Annotated in this window: 9 protein-coding genes and 1 tRNA gene; 6 read left to right on the forward strand and 4 right to left on the reverse strand. The window is 72.6% G+C overall.

From position 1 onward, the window contains the following. Window positions 1–98 precede the first annotated feature (98 nt). Together GA0070616_RS03015 and GA0070616_RS03020 are read right to left on the reverse strand one after the other, a co-directional pair. Window positions 99–3146: an AAA family ATPase gene (locus tag GA0070616_RS03015; protein ID WP_091075846.1), complete on the reverse strand. Its 3048-nt coding sequence runs from the start codon at window positions 3144–3146 to the stop codon at window positions 99–101. After that, entirely contained in the window at window positions 3146–4315 is a 1170-nt protein-coding gene (locus GA0070616_RS03020; protein WP_217628177.1) for an exonuclease SbcCD subunit D, read from the reverse strand. The genes GA0070616_RS03015 and GA0070616_RS03020 overlap by 1 nt, the downstream gene beginning before the upstream one ends. Before the next feature lie 659 nt (window positions 4316–4974). Between GA0070616_RS03020 and GA0070616_RS03025 the strand changes: the two genes are divergently transcribed. Beyond that, window positions 4975–6249: a recombinase family protein gene (locus GA0070616_RS03025; RefSeq protein WP_342672255.1), complete on the forward strand. Its 1275-nt coding sequence runs from the start codon at window positions 4975–4977 to the stop codon at window positions 6247–6249. A 22-nt stretch (window positions 6250–6271) separates the two neighbouring features. Here the strand turns inward: GA0070616_RS03025 and GA0070616_RS03030 are convergent. After that, window positions 6272–6355: transfer RNA gene (locus tag GA0070616_RS03030), tRNA-Leu, on the reverse strand. Window positions 6356–6543: 188 nt separating this feature from the next. On the opposite strand from GA0070616_RS03030, the gene GA0070616_RS29110 reads away from it, so the two are divergent. The 5 genes from GA0070616_RS29110 to GA0070616_RS03055 all read left to right on the forward strand — a co-directional run bounded on the left by GA0070616_RS29110 (window position 6544) and on the right by GA0070616_RS03055 (window position 15797). Then, a complete protein-coding gene (locus GA0070616_RS29110) occupies window positions 6544–8478 on the forward strand; it encodes a fibronectin type III domain-containing protein (protein ID WP_091075858.1) in 1935 nt (644 codons plus the stop codon). A 155-nt stretch (window positions 8479–8633) separates the two neighbouring features. Then, complete coding sequence (locus tag GA0070616_RS03040; RefSeq protein WP_091075861.1) at window positions 8634–11252, forward strand: fibronectin type III domain-containing protein; 2619 nt, start codon at window positions 8634–8636, stop codon at window positions 11250–11252. 20 nt (window positions 11253–11272) lie between these two features. Further along, window positions 11273–12268 (forward strand): AAA family ATPase, encoded by a 996-nt coding sequence (locus GA0070616_RS03045; RefSeq protein ID WP_091075865.1) that lies wholly within the window; start codon window positions 11273–11275, stop codon window positions 12266–12268. An 11-nt stretch (window positions 12269–12279) separates the two neighbouring features. After that, window positions 12280–13422 (forward strand): DUF58 domain-containing protein, encoded by a 1143-nt coding sequence (locus GA0070616_RS03050; protein ID WP_091075869.1) that lies wholly within the window; start codon window positions 12280–12282, stop codon window positions 13420–13422. A gap of 38 nt (window positions 13423–13460) precedes the next feature. Next, complete coding sequence (locus GA0070616_RS03055; RefSeq protein ID WP_091089733.1) at window positions 13461–15797, forward strand: transglutaminase domain-containing protein; 2337 nt, start codon at window positions 13461–13463, stop codon at window positions 15795–15797. Window positions 15798–15999: 202 nt separating this feature from the next. Here the strand turns inward: GA0070616_RS03055 and GA0070616_RS03060 are convergent, their stop codons facing one another. Further along, entirely contained in the window at window positions 16000–17619 is a 1620-nt protein-coding gene (locus tag GA0070616_RS03060) for an alpha/beta hydrolase (RefSeq protein ID WP_091075872.1), read from the reverse strand. Between the last annotated feature and the right edge of the window lie 351 nt (window positions 17620–17970).

Consider the following 17970-nt stretch of genomic DNA (forward strand, 5'->3'; position numbering starts at 1 on the left):
GGGGATCGTTGTTTGGTGGTAGTGGCTTGACCAACCGGAGTCGTTAAAGCCCTGGTAGCTGAGCTTGACCGGGAGTAACAGGCGTAGACAAAGTGTCCTCAGTCGATTGCTTGGGTTTCGACGGCCACGGTGGAGCCGGTGGCTGTCTTACGGACGTAGAGGCGGGATGGAATCCGCCGACGTAGTTCCGCGACGTGGCTGACCAGTCCGACGGTACGGCCACCTGAGCGCAGGCCGTCGAGGGCGTCGAGTACCTGGTCGAGTGCCTCTTGGTCGAGAGTCCCGAAGCCTTCGTCGACGAAGAGGCTGCCGAGTTGGGTGCCGCCAGCCTCAGCCAGGACGACATCGCTGAGGCCGAGCGCCAGGCACAGCGAGACCAGAAAGGTTTCCCCGCCGGAGAGGGTGGCCGGGCGGCGTTCCTGGCCGGTCCAGGCGTCGACGACGGACAAGCCGAGCCCATTGCGGCCGGCGCGGCGGCCGGTGTCCGACTCGGTGACATGGCGCAGCAGGTAGCGGTTGTGGGTGACCTGCCCGAGTCGGGTGTTCGCCGCCGTGACGACGTGCCGGAACCGGTGGGTCAGCACATAGGTGGAGAGGGTCATCCGGGTACCGCTGTCGCTGCTCTTGCCCTCGACGAGTTGGGCGAGGCGGTTGGCGATCTCGTACTCAGCGCGGATGGGTCTCCACTGAGCGAGGGCGTTGACCAGATCCGGGCCTAGCTGCTTCAGCCGGTCGTGTTGCTCGACGGCGAGGCCATGCTGGGCGTGCAGCTCCGTGGCCCGCAGTCGGGCGGCTTGGTAGGTCTGTTCGCTGCCCTCAACGTCCGGTGATGGTTGGTGTGCGGCGGCGAGCAGGGTGGGGTCCTGTGCTCGTCCTGCGGCCTGGTGGTACTCGCCGTCGAAAGCGTCGATACGCTTCTGCAGGTCGACGATCTCGGGGTCGGTCAGGGCTGCGGCCCGCGCTGCCACGGTGTCGGCGAACTCCGACAGGTGCAGGTGGTGCTGCGCCTCCCTGTGGGCGTCGGCGAGTTCCCTTCCTGCCTGTAGCCACTGCCCCAGGTTGGTCGCTGCGGTCCTGACCTCGGCGATTTCCCCGGTCAGGCGGGTCACCCGCACCCGCAGGGTCTTGTCCTGGCCGCGGACGGCGTCGATGGTCTCGTCGAGTTCGGTGATCTGCGCGGTCAGGGCGGCCTGCTGGGCGTTCGCCACCGCTTCGTCGCGGCCGATGTCGGCGGCTTCGCGGTGCTGATCGGCCAGCATCACGTCGAGGGTTTCCAGGTGGGTGCCGAGTTCGTCGGCCAGTTTCGTCGCCTCGGTCGCCGCCCGCACCGCCTTGCGTGCCTCGGTGACCGTCGACTTCGCATGGGCTGCGGTCAGGTCACCGACCGTCTCGGTGACTTCGTTGAGCTGGGCGTTGATGCGCTCGACGGTGATCTCGGCGCTGCGACGTTCGTCGAGCAGTTCGCCCGCCTCCGTCTTGGCGTGGTCCTCGTCGGCGGCGGAGACGGCGTCGGCGGCTGCCTGCGCGGGTTCGGGGTGTTCCGGGGAGCCACAGACCCCGCAGGGCTGACCGGGCCGCAGTTCACCGGCGAGCTCCGCGGCCATGCCGGCCAGCCGACGCTGCCGTACGTCGAGGTGCCGGGCCTCGGCGGCTTGGTGGCGGTCGACGGCAGTACGCCGTTCCTCCTCGGCGGTCGCAAGCTGCGCGGTGAGGTCGTCGCGGCGCTTGCACGCCTTGGCCTGCTTCTGCGCCTCGTCCAGCCGCAGCTCGGCGGCCTCCCGGTCGGCGGCCACCGCCAGGGCCTGCTCGCGCCGGCCAGTGATTTCGGCATGCTCGACCGGCAGCTCGACCAGGCGGGCGTTGACCTTCTCGCTCCGGCTGGCCAGATCTTCGAGCTTCTTGCCGACCGCCGTCCGCTGCCCTCGCAGCGTGGTCCGTCGCGCCTCGCTGTCGATCGCGGCCTCGGCGGCACGCAGCTGCGTGGTGCGGGTCTGTTCCGCCCGGGTCAGCGCGTCGACGTCGAGGTCGGCCACGTCGACGGCGTCCCCACCGTCCGGGACAGTCAGCGCAATACGGTCCGGCAGCACCGCCACGTCAGCGGGCAGCGAGGCGAGGTGTTCGATCGTCGTGCGGCGGAGCAGGTCGAGGTCGGTGTGCCGCCGGTCGACCTGGTCGAGGTACGGCTTCAGCGTCGCTGCCGCGCGGGCGGAGTCGAGCTGGCGCTTCCAGCGGTCACGCTCCGGCTTGCGTGTCGTCAGCTCATCGCGCTGCTGCACCGCCGCCTGATACTCCCGTTGCTGCCCGGCGAGGGTCGCGGCGGCCTGCCGAACCTGGTCGAGGCGCTGCTCCTCCGCCGTACCAACGGCCATGTTCTGGGCCAGGGCCTCCGCCAGGTCAGCGGCCCGGTTTCGGTGCACGGCGGCCCAGGCGTCCAGCTCACTCAAGGTGTCAGGCTTGTCGAGATCGGCGGGCACCTCGACCTTGACCACCTCGGCGAAGCGCTGCGTCAGGTCGCGGATCGTGCCGAGGGCCGCGCGTTCCTGCTGGCCGAGTTGCGTCCGGTGCTCCGCCAGCCATCCCTCGGCGCGGGTGAAGATCTCGATGTCGAAGAGGCGCCGCAGGAGCCCCTGACGGTCGTCGGCAGACGCCTGCAGGAACCTGGCGAACCCGCCCTGGGGCAGCAGGACCACCTGGCAGAACTGCTGGACGTCAAGGCCGGTCTCCGCCCTGATCAGGTCGGCGGCTTCCCGGTGGTCCCTGGTGACGAACTCGGTCCGGTCCGGGAGCTGTTCGACGATCTCGATAAGGGCCTGTTGCCGGGTGGTCCCGCTGCCGCGTCTACGGGGACGCATCCACTCCGGGCTGCGGCTGATCAACAGCCGTCGGTTGGTCAGGGTGACGTCCAGTTCGACCCGGGGGCCGACACCAACGGCGGCATGCTGCGAGTGCAGCGACTTGGCATCGTCCCGGAAACCGGGCACGGACCCGTACAGGGCGAAGCAGATCCCGTCCAGGATCGTGGTCTTCCCCGCGCCGGTATCCCCGTGGATCAGGAACAGGCCGTCGGCCGTGAGCGCCTCGAAGTCCACGCTCACCGTGTGAGGAAACGGCCCGAAGGCGGTCATGGTCAGCCGGTGCAGTCGCATCAGCGGGCCACCTCCACCCGGCGCAGCTCGTCGAAGGTCCGCTGCAGCAGCGCGACCTCGTCGTTGTCCGCCGGCCGACCACGCACCTCGGTCACGAAGTCAAGCGCCACCTCCACCGGTGACAGCCGATCCAAATCGGCGAGATCCCGGCCGCCCACCTCGACGGCCAGGCTCGGCACCACGAGCTTCAGCAGATGTGGGAACCGACGCTTGAGCCGCTCGTGCGGCGACAACGGACGCACCGCATCGGTCAACGTCGCCTCGACCCAACACTGCTCATACGCGCTGTAGGCAGGGCTGTTCAACAATCCCTCCACGGTGCCGGTGAGCCGGGCCATCCGCCTCGGCACCGGAGCAGGAACCTCCTCCACACCGCGCAGCCCGTCGACGCCAAAATCCACCAGATAGGACGACTTGACGTGCGCGGCCTCGGAAAAGCTGAACGCCAGCGGTGAACCGCTGTACCGCAACCCGTCGGCCAGACGCTGACGCCCGTGCAAGTGACCCAACGCCACATAGTCGACGCCCTCGAACACCGCACCGGGCACATGCTGCACCCCACCCACGCTGATGTCCCGCTCAGTGTCACAACCCTGACCGCCGGACACGAAGGCGTGCGCCATGACAACGGACCGATAGCCGGGACGAAGGGCCAGATCCGACCGAACCCTACCCATCGCGGCACGCAGCGCCGCCGCGTGACTCCGATCCTCGACCCCCCAGGCGGCCACCGCCGACGCCGGTTCGAGGAACGGCACCGGGTAGCAAGCGACCTTCGCGTCCTCATCCTCCAGCAGCACCGGCGTACCCACCGCACCCGTGCCCACCCGCACGTGCACACCGGCCCGCTCCAGCAACCGGGAACTGACACCCAACCGCGCCGGCGAATCATGGTTCCCGGCGATGACGACCACCTGGGTTCCCGCCTCCAGCACGAGCCGGGTCTGCGCCTGATCCCACAGACCGACCGCGTCCGGCGGCGGCACCGCCCGGTCGTAGAGATCACCCGCGATGAGCACCGCATCGACCCGCTCGCTCCGAGCGCATTCGACGAGGTGGTCGATGAACGCCTGATGCGCGTCGTGCAGGCTGATGCCGTGCAGATGGCGGCCCAGATGCCAGTCCGAGGTGTGAAGAAAACGCACGAGCCGAGACGCTAGAACATCCATTGACCGCAGCACATCACCCCAGCCGACCACACTTCCAGACGAAGATCGGGTGTGTCCCGGCAGTCCGTACGGGAAACCTTTGCTATGGCATGGCTGGAGGACCGGCGGGGCAGTCCACTTGGCACCGTCGGCGCCACTGGCCTTGGAGGGCCCCGTGCCATACCACCACAGCCGACCCGTCGCACTGTCTCACACTTCGGCGGGGACACCTCGGGTGAAGGGTCGCCCGGTGTAGACCATGCGGTGAGCTACCCCCACTTCGGTGGAGAGAGGACTCCAGCAAGTTCGGGCGGGGATACCGACACACGGCCGACACTGGCACCGCGCCAGGCGAGTAATAGCCTTACCCCTCCTCCGCGCCGACGGGTGTGGTGAGTGGCCGAGTCCAACAAACCACTACATCGTTGTCCATCCATACCGAGGGCTGACCGTAAGCCTCGGTATGGGAGGTCCTGATGCAGTACACGCCGGAACTCGACGGCCCTGACCTGCTCGGCTGGTGGATACGGCAGTCGCCCCGGCGGGGCCGCCCCCGGACGCGGTACCAGGCAACATCAAAGCCGCTGGGTATCCCATTCGCGTTCTACGGCCGGATGTCGACGCGGGAGTTCCAGGACCGGTTGTCGTCGGCGCGGTGGCAACGCGACTTCGCCGAGGACGTGATCGACGGCCGGGGCGTAATCGTCGCCGAGTTCTTCGACGTCGGCGAGTCCCGTCAGGTGCCCTGGACGCGCCGCCCGCAAGCCGCACGGCTACTGGCAGCTCTCGCGGACCCTGGCCGGGGGTTCGACGCGGTGGTCGTGGGCGAGTTCGAGCGAGCGTTCTACGGCAACCAGTTCCGCGACCTCGCGCCGCTGTTCAACCTGTACGGCGTGCAGCTGTGGCTGCCCGAACTCAACGGACCGGTCGACGCCAGCAACGAGTTCCACCTGTCGCTGCTGGCCCTGCTCGGCGTGCACTCGAAACGAGAGGTCCAACGCTCTCGGTTTCGGGCCAAGGCGGCGATGCGCGCCCAGGTGGTCGAGCAAGGCCGGCATCTCGGTGGCCGACCGCCCTACGGCTACCGGCTGGCCGACGCGGGCCCGCACCCGAACCGGGCACACGCCAAATGGGGACGCATGGCCCACCGGCTGGAACCTGACCCGTCCACTGCACCGCATGTGCACTGGATGTTCGCCCAGCGCCTCGCCGGCCGCAGCATCGCCGGAATCGCCCGCGACCTCAACGATCGGCAGGTGCCCTGCCCGTCCCGCGTCGATCCCGGCCGCAACCCGCACCGCAGCGGCACGGGATGGACGCTACGCACGGTGGCGGCGATCCTCGCCAACCCTCGCTACACCGGCCGGCAGGTCTGGAACCGGCAGCACACCGACCGCGGCCCACTCGACGCCGCCGATGATCTCCTCGGCCAGTCGGAGGCACGCCGCTGGAACCTGATGCAGCAATGGGTGATTTCCCGGGACATCGCGCATCCGCCGCTGGTCAGCGAGCACGACTTCGTCGCCGCCCAACAGGCCAACGCCCTGCTCGCACCGGCCGACGGCGCGAGCGGGCGCTACCTGCTCACCGGGCTGATCCGCTGCCAGGAATGCGGACGGATCCTTGACGCCCACTGGGTCAATAAGCACGCCGCCTACCGCTGCCGCCACGGCCACCGCACCGCCTCAACAGGTGACGCGCCCCGGCCGCGCAACGTCTACATCCACGAAGCCAAAGCGATCACACAACTCGCCGAATGGATCGGCATCCCGGCCGCCGACCCCCACACGGTCACCGACGCGCTACTCGAACACGAGCTCCACGTCACCTGCGCGATCGGCGGGACACTGACCATCACAAAGATCTCCGACGCGGCCACCGCGCATCGACTACCCGCGATCCCGCACCAGCGCAGGACAGCAGAAACCCCCACCGAGACGCTCCATCTACCGTGAAGACCATCCGTGGGGGTTAACGTGTCCGAGGGGGGACTTGAACCCCCACGCCCTATACGGGCACTAGCACCTCAAGCTAGCGCGTCTGCCATTCCGCCACCCGGACCTACACAACGAGCCTACCGCGCTGACCAGAGGTGTTCACACAGCCGCCTGGCCGCCCGGCGGGCCGCACGGGGAGTTACTGTACACGCCGCTCGTGGATCATGCACATCGGCGTGGCCGCCCGTGCGGGGACTGCCGTGAGCGAACTCTGGGTGGCGTGGGCACGCCGTCACCCGGCAGCATGGCCGGGTGCCCCATCCCGCGCCCCTCGCCGCCGTCCAGCACCGCGCTCTCGCCCTGCGGGCTGCCGGTGATCTGACCGCCGCCCGCGAACTGCTCACCGCGGCCGTGGAGAACGCCCAGCCGCCGTTCGGCACAGATCATCCGGACATGTTGAGCACCGCACACCTGCTGGCCCGGCTGCACCGGGAGGCCGACGATCCGATGGCGGCCCGGCGGGTGCTGGAGGAGGCGTTCGCGGCGGGCGAACGCCGCTGGCCGCACGCGGATCCGTTGATGTTGGCCCTCGCCTTCGAACTGGGCACGGTCGCCGACGAACTGGGCAACCGGCACGAGGCCCGCCGCAACTACACGCGCGTGGCCACCGCCGGGCCCGCCGTGCTGGGCGTCGAGCATCCCGCGGTACGCACGGCGCGGCAGTACCTGGTTGACGCCGCTCCCCCGTTGCCGACCGCCCCCGCTACGCCCGAGCCGCCGACCACGCCACTGCGGCCGGCCTTCGACGAGCCGACGATGTCGCTGGCCGCCCTGTCGACGGCGTGGCTGCCACACGACGCCTCGACGGCGGCCGACCAGGTCACCGCCGGTTTCCGGACGGCTCCCGCCGTGCCCCCGCCCGCCCCGCAGGGCATCGCGCCCACCCCACCGCAGAACACCGGCCCCACCCCACCGCAGCGCGGTCCGCTCACCCCCGCCGCTGCGCCCGGCCCGCTGCCACCCCCACACGCCACCCCCATGGCACCGCCGGCCACGGCACCGCCGCCCCTGGCACCGCCGCCCGTCGCACCGCCGCCCGGCATGACGACGCCCGCCACCGCTCCGGAGCCTCCCACCCGTGTGTCACAGGCTCCACCGCCCGCGCCGTACCCCGCCGAGGCGGGCCCGGCACCGGGTTGGGCCCGGCCGACCATCCAGGTGCAGCAGATCGGCCCCCTGCTCGACGACGAGTTGGCACTCTCCGGGCCGCCCACCACCGCTCTCCCCGCCTCCGGCCCGGCCACGGCCAATGATGTGGAGCCGCCGTCGGCAAGCTCCGCGGTGTCGACGACCGCGCCGCACCAGCCGGTGTCCGGGCCACCGATCTCTGGGCCACCGATCTCCGGGCCACCGGTCAGCGGCCCGTCGGCGCCGCCGCCGCCGTCCAGCCTGCCTGCATCCCCGCCTCCACCACCGGTCGTCGGGCCGCCCGGAGATCCGTCGCCCGGTCACCCGTCACCCGGCTACCCGTCACCCGGCTATCCGTCGCCCGGAGCGCCGGTGCGCACACCGCCCGGTCCTCCTCCGAAGAGCGCACCACCGTCCTACGAGGGCGAGTCGCCGTCCTACGGAAGCGAACCGACGGCGGCACTTTCCTGGCCGCACCCGCACCCGCAGCCGGGCCAGCAGCCGGCAGGTCCGGCGTACCCGCAGGGCGGCGCGCAGCCGTGGGCCGCCCCCACCTCCCAGTGGGGTGCGCCGCAGCAGGTGTCGGGGGTTCCCGGGCACCCGAACGCGGCGTACCCGATGTCTGCGCCGCCGGCCCCGGGCGGTGGCCGCAACCGCATCGTGTTGGTCCTCGCGCTGGTGGCGGTGGCTCTCGCGGTCGTGATCGCGGCGGCGGTGGGCGGGATGATGCTCAGCCGGAGTTCAGCTGCGCCAGCGGACCCGGGGGCGTCGGCGTCGCCGGCGCGGACCGGGCCGCCGCCGACGGACCTGCGGCTGCGGGACGAGTCGTCCACGATCACGTTGACGTGGAGCGACCCGTCGGGCGGGGCGGTGCCGCACATGGTGGCCGGGGGCCGGGCCGGGCAGGCTCTCGGAGTGCTGGCCACCGTGGATCCGGGGCGTACCAGTTACACGGTCAACGGGCTGAACTCGCGGGTGGACTACTGCTTCACGGTGCTCGCGGTGCACTCCACGGACAGCTTCGCGACGTCCAGTCAGGTGTGTACCACCCGACAGTGACCGCGACACGCGGCGCGACACGCACGCTGAGTGTCCACAGCGGGACACTGCGGGTTCCGGTGGCCTCCGACCGGGCCATATGATGTCACCCGGCTCGGGGCAGGGGGCGCCGCACGCGGCGCGACCTGCCGGAACTGACGGGGAGGCGGCCGGCTGTGGCGACCATCGACGAGGCCGTGTCCACCGGCACGGTGCGACCCCGCCCGCGGTGGCGCGGTGGTCTGGTGACCGTGGGGACGGTGCTGGCACTGCTGGCCGCGCTGGGGCTGACGGTGCTGGGGTTGGGTTCGGCCGACAACGCGGTGGCCAGCTTCGACGCGAGCTCGTGGCTGTGGAGCAGTGCGCGCAGCGAGCTGGCCCGGGTCAACGGGGTGACCGGCCGGGTGGACACCCGGGTGGAGGTGCCCGACGCGCGGCGGCATTCGATGCAGGTGACGCAGACCGACCGGCTGCTGGTGGTGCGGGACCTGAACTCGGGTCGGATCAGCACGCTGGACCTGGCGACCCTACAGATAACCGCGACCACCCGCACCACCCCGGGGCTGGGAGTGAGCGTGGCCTTGCACGAGGACGCCGCGTTCGTGATCGACGCGGTGCAGGGCATCGTCCGTCAGCTCGACCCGCGGTCGCTGGTGCCGGTCGGTGAGCCGGTCCAGTACCCGCCGGGGATCACCGGGGGTTCCTTCGACGGCGAGGGTCGGCTGTGGATCGCGGTGCCCGCCGAGGGCACCGTCTCGGCGATCACGCCGGCGGTGCTGCCGTCGGCGCCCGCGTCGGCGGCGCCGCCCGGTGGCGGGGTGAGCCCGAAGCGGGTCGAGACGCACGACGTGGCCGACGCGAGTCACGAGCTGATGGTCTCCACCCTGGATGACGGTGTCGCGGTGCTGGACCGCACGGCGGGGTCGCTGGTGACGGTCGTGCGGGGCGAGGTGACGCGGACGAAGCTGCCGTTGGCCGCGCCGGGCAGCCTGCCGGCCCGCACCAGCGGCGCGATGGTGCCGGTGACGGTCAACAGTGAGCGTCGGGTGCATGTGGTGGGTGGCGATCAGGTGCGCACGTTCACGGTGCCGGGCACCGGGGACCGGCTGACCCCGACGGTGGCGTGGAAGGAGCGGTTCTACTGCGCCGACGAGGCCACCGGCGCGGTGTACGCGTTCGACGCGGCCGGTCAGCTCGTGGAGACGGTGCGGGGGCGGGGGGCGGGTCCGCTGGAGTTGGAGGTGCGGGAGAACCACCTGTTCATCAACGCCCCGGACGCCTCGACGGCGCGGGTGGTCGACGACGCCCACCGGGTGCGGGTGGTCGACAAGTACGCCAACGACGTGCTGGGTGGTGATCCGCCGGCTCCGGAGCCACCGCCGCCGCCGAAGAAGCCCGAGGTGAGCCGGCCGAGCGTGCCACGCAGCGTGACCGCGTCCGCCGGTGACACGCAGGCGAGGGTGAGTTGGCAGCCGGCGGCGGCGAACGGCGCGGCGATCGTCCGGTACGTGGTGGAGGGTGCCGGGCAGCGCCTGGAGGTGGGCGCCAACCAGCGGTCGGTGACCGTGAAGGAGCTGACCAACGGGGAGACGTACCGGTTCGCGGTGCACGCGGTGAACGCCAGGGGTGCGGGGCCGAAGCGGTCCAGCAATCCGGTGGTCCCGACGGCGGAGGTGCCCGACCCGCCGGCCAGTGTGACGGCGCAGGCGCGCCCGGACGGCACGGTGCGGGTGTCCTGGGCGCGGGCCGACGGTCAGGGCAACACGATCGCGCGGTACACGGTGACCGCGACGTCGGCGGGCAGCAACGCTCCGGTCGGCGAGTCGCGCCGCACCGAGCTGGTGATCCCGGCCGGTGAGCTGGAGTACGGCACCCAGTACGCGTTCACGGTGGTGGCGGTGAGCCGGCGGGGTGCCGGGTCGGAGGCGTCGCCGGTGAGCAACACGGTGGTGCCGTACGCGCCGCCGGGGCCCCCGCAGCAGGTGCGGGCGAGCACGGTGGCGGACCGGCCGGGCACGGTGGCGGTGCAGTGGGCACCGGCGCAGGCCAACGGCCGGCAGGTCACGACGTACCTGGTCGAGGCGGCGGGGCGGCGCGCCGAGGTGACGGACACGCGGGCGACCGTCGACGGGCTGGGCGACGGGCAGAACGTCGCCGTGTCGGTGCGGGCGGTCAACGAGGCGGGTGAGGGGCCGACGGCGACCGCCACGGCCCGGACGGTGGCCGCGCCGCGGGTGACGGTGACGGGTTCGTCGGCGACCGCGACGGCGGTCACGGTGACGGTGACGGTGGACGCCGGGGGTGGGCAGGCCACCTGCACGTTGAGCACGCCGGGTGAGACGGCGAAGTCGGGGGCGTGCACCAGCCTCACGGTGAGCGGGTTGGCGCCGGGCACGAGGTACCCGTTCACGGTGACGGCGAGCAACGCCGCCGGGACGGGCACGGCGACGCGTACCCAGGCCACCGACGCGTTGTACGGTGTGGCGACGTGCGTCAACGGTTCGGAGGGCGCGGAGCGCACCTACTGTGACAAGGACGTCGACGGGCGTAACGGCAACGAGATCTTCTCGGTGGCCCGGCAGGACAACGACCGGCAGGTGGGCTGGGCGAAGCCCGGCACCCGGTTGAAGGCCTACTGCAGGCAGCGGGGCGAAGAGGTGTACGCCTACGTGTACAACAACGACAAGAAGAGCACCTGGTGGGTGCGGGTCGAGTACCGCGGACGCAACTACATCCCCTGGGCCTGGCTCAACCTGGAGGGTGGCGACGACATCGGCGTCCTGCCCACCTGCTGATCCGTCTGAGGAGCACCACCGTGAACAGCCACGAACCGCTCACCCAGCAGGAGGTGCAGGGTTTCGCCGCCCTGGCCGCCCGGCTGGCGGAGAACGTCAACGCGGTGGTGCTCGGCAAGCCGCACGTGGTCAGGCTGGCCCTGACCGCCCTGTTCGCGCAGGGGCACGTGCTGCTGGAGGACGTGCCGGGTGTCGGTAAGACCACCCTGGCGCGGGCGATCGCGGCGACGGTGAAGGGGCAGTGGCGGCGGATCCAGTTCACGCCGGACCTGCTGCCCTCCGACGTGTCCGGGGTGACCATCTTCAACCAGGCCAGCCGGGGGTTCGAGTTCCATCCCGGTCCGGTGTTCGCCAACATCGTGATCGCCGACGAGATCAACCGGGCGTCGCCGAAGACCCAGTCGGCGTTGTTGGAGGTCATGGAGGAACGCACGGTCACGGTGGACGGGGTACGCCATTCGGTGCCGCAGCCGTTCCTGGTGGTGGCCACGCAGAACCCGGTGGAGATGGACGGCACGTACCGGCTGCCGGAGGCGCAGCTCGACCGGTTCCTGGTGAAGTTGTCCGTGGGCTATCCCGACGAGTCGGTGGAGGTGGAGGTGCTGCGCGGGGCGACGGTCCGCTCCCCGGACTCGCTGTCGGCGGTCACCGACACCGCCACCGTCGGGGAGATGGTGCGGATGGCCCGCCGGGTGCACATCGCCGAACCGCTCTACGCGTACGCGGTGCGCCTGGCCGCGGCGACGCGCGTCCACAAGCAGGTCCGCGTCGGGGTGTCGCCCCGGGGTGGGATCGCGCTGACCCGGGCGGCGTGCGCGTACGCGCTGATCGACGGGCGGGGCTGGATCATGCCGGAGGACCTGAAGACCCTCGCCGAGCCGGTGTTCGCGCACCGCCTGCTGCTCACCCCCGACGCCCAGGTACGCGGGATCACCGCCGCCGAGGTGCTGCGCCAGGCGGTGGCCTCGGTGCCGGTGCCGCTGCCGTCGGGCCAGCCGGCCCCCGTCCACCCCTGACCCGGGTCGGCGTGGGAATCACGGCCCGGGGCGTCGGTCTGCTCGTCGCCGCCGCGGTTCTGCTGGGGGCGGGGGTGCGGTTCGCGTACCCGGAGTTGGTGGTGCTGGGTGCGGCGGCCGGCGGCGCTGTCGGCTACGCCGTGCTGGCCGCGGCCCGGCGACCCCGCCTGGTGGTGCGCCGCACGGCCGACCCGGACCGGGTGGCCCGGGGCGAGCCGGCGGCGATGTCGGTGACCGTCGCCAACGTGGGGCGGCTGCCCGTGGCGAGTCTGCTCGCCGAGGACCGCTGCGGGGGGCGCACCGTGCCGGTGCCGCTGCTGCGGTTGCGTTCCGGCGCGGACACCACCGTCGGCTACGACGTGCCGACGGACCGGCGGGGGGTGGTGCCGGTCGGGCCGCTGCGGATCACCCGCCGGGATCCGTTGGGCCTGGTGGTGCTGTCCCGCGCGTACGGCGAGGCCGTGCCGGTGTGGGTGCATCCGAGGGTGCACCCGCTGCGGGCGGTGCCCACCGGGGCGGGACGCAGCCTGGAGGGCCGCGTCGACGCCGTGGCGCACGGGTCGATCACGTTCGACTCGCTGCGTGAGTACGTCGTCGGGGACGAGCTGCGTCGGGTGCACTGGCGTACCAGCGCCCGGGTGGGTGAGCTGATGGTGCGGGAGAACGTCGACACCAGCCTGCCCCGGATCGTGGTGCTGCTGGACAATCGGGCCGCCGCCCACCCGCAACTCCGGGACGGGGTGGCCGAGTCGTTCGAGGCGGCGTGCGAGGCCGCCGCGTCGGTGGTCACCGCCGCGTACCGGGAGGACCTTGCGGTGCTGCTGCTGACCACCGCTCCGCTGGACGCGACGGGGGCGGCGGGGCCGCTGGACCTGCTGGCAGCGGTGCGGCCCGACGGCGGGGGCGGCGTGGCGGCGGCCACCGCACGGCTGCGCCGCGACCGGCTCGGCGACACGCTGGTCTTCCTGACCGGGCCGGGTGGCCGCGACGACCTGGGGCACGTGGGCGCGCTGCGGTCGGCGTACCCGTCGGTGGTGGTGGGGGTCCTCGGCGCGGCGGAGCCGACGCCGGCCGGCACGGCGGGCCTGGTGGTGCTCGACGCGGCCGACGGGGCCGCGTTCGCCGCCGAGTGGGACGGGGTGCGGCGGTGGTGAGGCCGCGCGCGGCGGTGGTGCCCGCCGTGCTGGTGGTGATGACCGCGCTGGCCGGGCTCGCGTTGGGCCGGGTGTACGCCACGGCGGTGCTGCCCTTGCTGGTGGCCGGCGCGGCGGCCGGGTCGGTGGCGGTCAGCGTGGCCGTGCGGCGGCTGCCGTCGTGGCTGGTCGCGCCGGTGTCGGTGGCCACGCTCACCGGTTACACGCTGTGGGCGCTGCGGTTCACCGCCGACCGGGCCGACCTGCCCGGCGGCCTCGGCGCGGTGAGCCTCGACGCGGCCCGCAACGCCGTCCCCCGCCTGTTGACCGCGATGATTCCGGTGGAGCCCACTCCCGACACGGTGCTGCTGCCGGTGGTGGCCGCCTGGCTGGCCGGGCTGACCGCCGCCGAGGTGGCCCTGCGGGCGGGCCGGGTGCTGCTGGGTTACCTGCCGCCGGTGCTGCTGTATGCCGGTGCGCTGTACGTGGTGGGCCCCAACGCCGGTCCGGCGATCGGGCCGACGGTGGCCCTGGTCGCGGCGGCGGCCGTCGGTCTGGTCGCCTCGGCCCGCCCGCCCGGCGACGCGGACCCGACCGTGGCGCTGCCGCCGTCGGCGCGGGCGGGTGTGCGGGCCCGCCTCGCCGCAGGCACCGCCGCCGGTGTCGCGGTGGTGGTCGGGCTCGCCGCGCTGCTCGGGCCGGCGGTCGCGGCGCTGGTCGACGGGCGGCCCACCGACCCCCGACGGTACGTCGAGCCGCCCCAGGTGGAGTCGCTGGACGAGAACCCGCTGATCCGGATCTCCGGTTGGGCGTTGCATCCGGAGCAGACGCTGCTGGAGGTGGCGACCCCGGGCGGGGCGGCGGAGGGCACGCCGATCCGGTTGGCGGTGCTCAGCGACTACGACGGGGTGACGTGGCGGGTGGGCGCGACCTACCGCAACGCGGGGCGGATCCTGCCGGCGACGCCACCGTCCCCCGACGCCACGGTCGAGACCGTCCGTCAGGACATCACCGTCGCCGATCTGAGTGGACGGCTGCTGCCCGCCGTCGCCACCCCCCGGGAGGTCACCGGCGCGCGGGTGGCGTACGACCCGGCGACGGGCACCCTGATCCGGCCGGAGGGGCTGACGCCGGGGCTGCGCTACCGCGTGACCTCGGCGCGGGAGCGCCCCGACGTCAACCTGCTGTCCACGGCGAACGTGCCCGCCGGGGAGGAGGTGGCGCGGGTGTTGCAGGTGCCCGAGGGGGTGCCGGAGCAGCTGCGCCGGCTCGCCGCGCAGCTCGCCGAGGACAACGGTGCCCCGTACGCGCGGGCCACCGCGGTCGCCGACTGGCTCGCCGAGCACTACCGCCTGGTCGCGGACGCGCCGAGCGGCCACGCGTACCCGAATCTGACGTTCTTCCTGTTCGGTCCCCGAAACGCCGGCGGTCAACGGGGCACGTCCGAGCAGTTCGCGGCGGCGTTCGCGGTGCTTGGCCGACTCGCCGGGCTGCCCACCCGGGTGGTGGTCGGGTTCACCTCCCCCGGCACCGGGCCGGTGCGGGCGGGCGACGCGTACGCCTGGCCGGAGGTGCTGTTCGAGGGGTTGGGATGGGTGGCGTTCGACCCGCTGCCCCGACCCGACGAGCAGCCCCGCCCGGTGGAGGAGGACTTCCGGCCGCCGCCGGAGCAGCCGCCACCGTCGGAGGCCCCGGAGCCCACCGTGGAGCCGACGGAGTCGGCGGCCCCGCCGGTGGCCGGCCGGGCCACGGCCGCCTCCCGGGGCGTCCCCACTCCCCTGCTGGTGGCCCTCGCGGGCGGGGTGCTGCTGATCCTCGTCGGGGCGGTGTTGGGTGCCCTGTTCGGGCTGCGCCGGGCCCGCACCCGGGCCCGCCTGTGCTCCGGTGACCCCGGCGAGCGCATCGCCGGGGCCTGGCGGGAGCTGACCGACGGGCTGCGCCTGGCCGGACGGCCGGTCGGTGACGACCTGGCAGCCTCCGAGGTGGCGGCGCACGCTCGCGCGGCCCTGCGGGACGCACGCACAGTCCCCACCGACCGCACAGTCCCCACCGCCCGCACCGGGCCGGACCGCCGGGTCGACGGTGAACCGCCGCCGGCGGCGGACCCGACGGCACCGGTAGGTCAGCAGGCCGCCGACCGGTGGGGGCCGTCCGCCGCTGCGACCGGCCTCGTCACGGTCGTCGCACCGGTGGTCACGGATCCGGCGCTGACGGCCGTCGACGAGCTGGCCCGGCTGGTCAACCAGGTCACCTTCGCTCCCGGCACCGCCACCGCCGGCCAGGCCGACGCCGCCGCCGACGCGGTCACCGCCTACACCGCGGCGCTGCGGGCCGCCCGGCCGGCCTGGCGGCGGCTGCTGTGGTCGGTGCATCCGGGCCCGTTACGTCGCCGCTGACCGGAGGTCGCGAGGGTGGATCTGCTGCGCCGCGTCGGTGACCTCGCCGGCCGGCGGTGGCCCGCATGCGGTGGGCAGCGGGGCCGTGAACGCGGGTGACAGTCGGGTCGAGACGCGGCCGCCCGGCCCGTCCCCGACGCGGACCGGGGTGGCCGGGACACCCGTTGGTGCCCCCGGCCACCCCGGCGTGTTCCGAGTGGCTTCAGAAGAGCCAGGTCGGCACCTCCGGCTCCGCCCGCAGCGGAACCATCGTCGTCGGGGCGAGCCCGACCTCCGGGGCCGCCGCCCGGCTGCGGGCGCTGTCCGAGGTGGTGCCCGGCGGCGGGGCGGCGGCGCACCGCGTACCTGCGGCCGGCAGGACGACGTCGACCAGGTACCGGTCGATCGCCTCGTCGGCACAGGCCACCCGGCCGTACACGATGTGTCCCCAACCCTCGTAGGTCAGCAGTTCGGCGCGGTTGCCGAACTGGGCGGCGGCGCCCAGCGCCCAGTTGTAGCCGGTGGCCGGGTCGTGCAGCGAGTTCACGAACAGCAACGTCGTGTCGTTGGTCGCCTCGATCGGGCGCTGCGGGTTGGTGACGGGGTTCGGGAAGCCCAGGCAGATCGCCCCCACCGACGCCCGGGGCGGGTCCGGCAGGTCCGGCGCGGCGCGCTGAGCGTCAGCGGCGATCGCACTCCACTCGGTGAAGTCGCGGGCGGCGAGGTTCCAGTCCTGGCAGAGGACCGCCTGGTACGCGAAGGGTACGACCACCGGTTCGTCCGGGGCCGACTGAATCCGGGCCGACTGATCCCGGGCCGGCTGCCGCTGCGCCGCTGCCGCTGCCGCCGGGCTCGACGGGCGGCCGGCGTCGAGGCGTTCCAGTTCGCTGGCGATGCCGAGCCAGTAGGGCTGGTAGTTGAGGTTACGCAGGACGAAGTTGACCAGATCCGGCTGCGTGATCCGGTAGCTCGGGTCGTCCGGGTCCGGCAGTTCGCCTCGTCCGGCGCGGTCGAGCAGCCGCTGCCAGAACTGGCGGATGTCCCGACCGTGCAGGGCGCACCGGGGCAGCCGGGCACAGCCGGACACGAACTCGTTGAACGAGTCCTGCCCGGTGGCCGCCTGGGTGACCGCGAAGCCACGGGCGTCCTGGCTGTGGTCCATCGTGCTGTCGGCGACGACGGCCCGCACCCGGTTCGGGTACAGCTCCGCATACTGCTGGGCCATCAGCGTGCCGTACGACATGCCGAGAAAGGTCAGCTTCTCGTCGCCGACCGCCGCTCGAATGGCGTCGATGTCGCGGACCACGTGCAACGTGTCGACGTGGTCGAAGACCGGACCGGTGCGACTGCGACAGTCGACGGCCAACTCGCGGGAGGCGGTGACCATTTCGTCGAATGCCGCCGGGGTGTTGATCGGCCCGGACGGCAGGTTGCCGATCGCGTCCAGTGAACACATCACCGGTGCGCTGCGGGCCACGCCGCGCGGGTCGAATCCGAGGATGTCGAAGTGGCGACGAAGGTCCTCGCTGTAGGCGTTCCACAAGGCCGCGTCGACGCCCGAACCACCCGGCCCGCCCGGGTTGACCACCAGCGAACCGCGCCGCGCCTGCGGGTCGGTGGCTGGCCGCTTGGCCAGCGCCAACCCGATGGTGGGTCCGTCCGGGTCGGCCCAGTCGACCGGCACGTCCAGAGTGGCGCACAGGGCGGTGGCGTCCTGTGCGCAGGGCGCCCACTGCACCGCCCCGCCCGGTGCCGCCGCCTGCGCGGCCGGCGGGGCGAGTGACACCAACGTCAATCCCACCGCCGCAGCGGCAACCAGTTGCCGGATCAGTTTTCTGCGCATGTTCCCTCTTCCCGGTGCTGTCCGGCTGTTGCCGGCGGTGCCGACGTTAGCGAATCCGGAATGCGTCCGTGGTTACGGGAACATGTCATCGACAATGCCTGCGGGAATGCGGATGGAATTGACCGGCAGGTTCACCGGCAGAACCGCCGGCACTTCATTTGTGCCGGTTCTGACGAATGGTGGGGCCGCCGACCGGCAGAGGGCTCGCACCGAATCTGCCGGTTGCCTTCGCCGCAGCCGGAAGGACCGGCTGTCAAGATGGCCCAGATCACAGACACCGATGCGGCCGGGCCGGGGCCATTCGCCACCGAGGGCCGACGTCCGGCTCCGGGAGAACGTCCGGCCGACAGA

The sequence above is a fragment of the Micromonospora nigra genome (assembly GCF_900091585.1).
Classification (GTDB): Bacteria; Actinomycetota; Actinomycetes; order Mycobacteriales; family Micromonosporaceae; genus Micromonospora; species Micromonospora nigra.

What these genes read in the sequence shown, in the direction of transcription:
- GA0070616_RS03060 (WP_091075872.1), bottom strand. Translation starts at nt 17,619, where the DNA reads ATGCGCAGAAAACTGATCCGGCAACTGGTTGCCGCTGCGGCGGTGGGA.
- GA0070616_RS03020 (WP_217628177.1), bottom strand. Translation starts at nt 4,315, where the DNA reads ATGGATGTTCTAGCGTCTCGGCTCGTGCGTTTTCTTCACACCTCGGAC.
- GA0070616_RS03055 (WP_091089733.1), top strand. Translation starts at nt 13,461, where the DNA reads ATGACCGCGCTGGCCGGGCTCGCGTTGGGCCGGGTGTACGCCACGGCG.
- GA0070616_RS03015 (WP_091075846.1), bottom strand. Translation starts at nt 3,146, where the DNA reads ATGCGACTGCACCGGCTGACCATGACCGCCTTCGGGCCGTTTCCTCAC.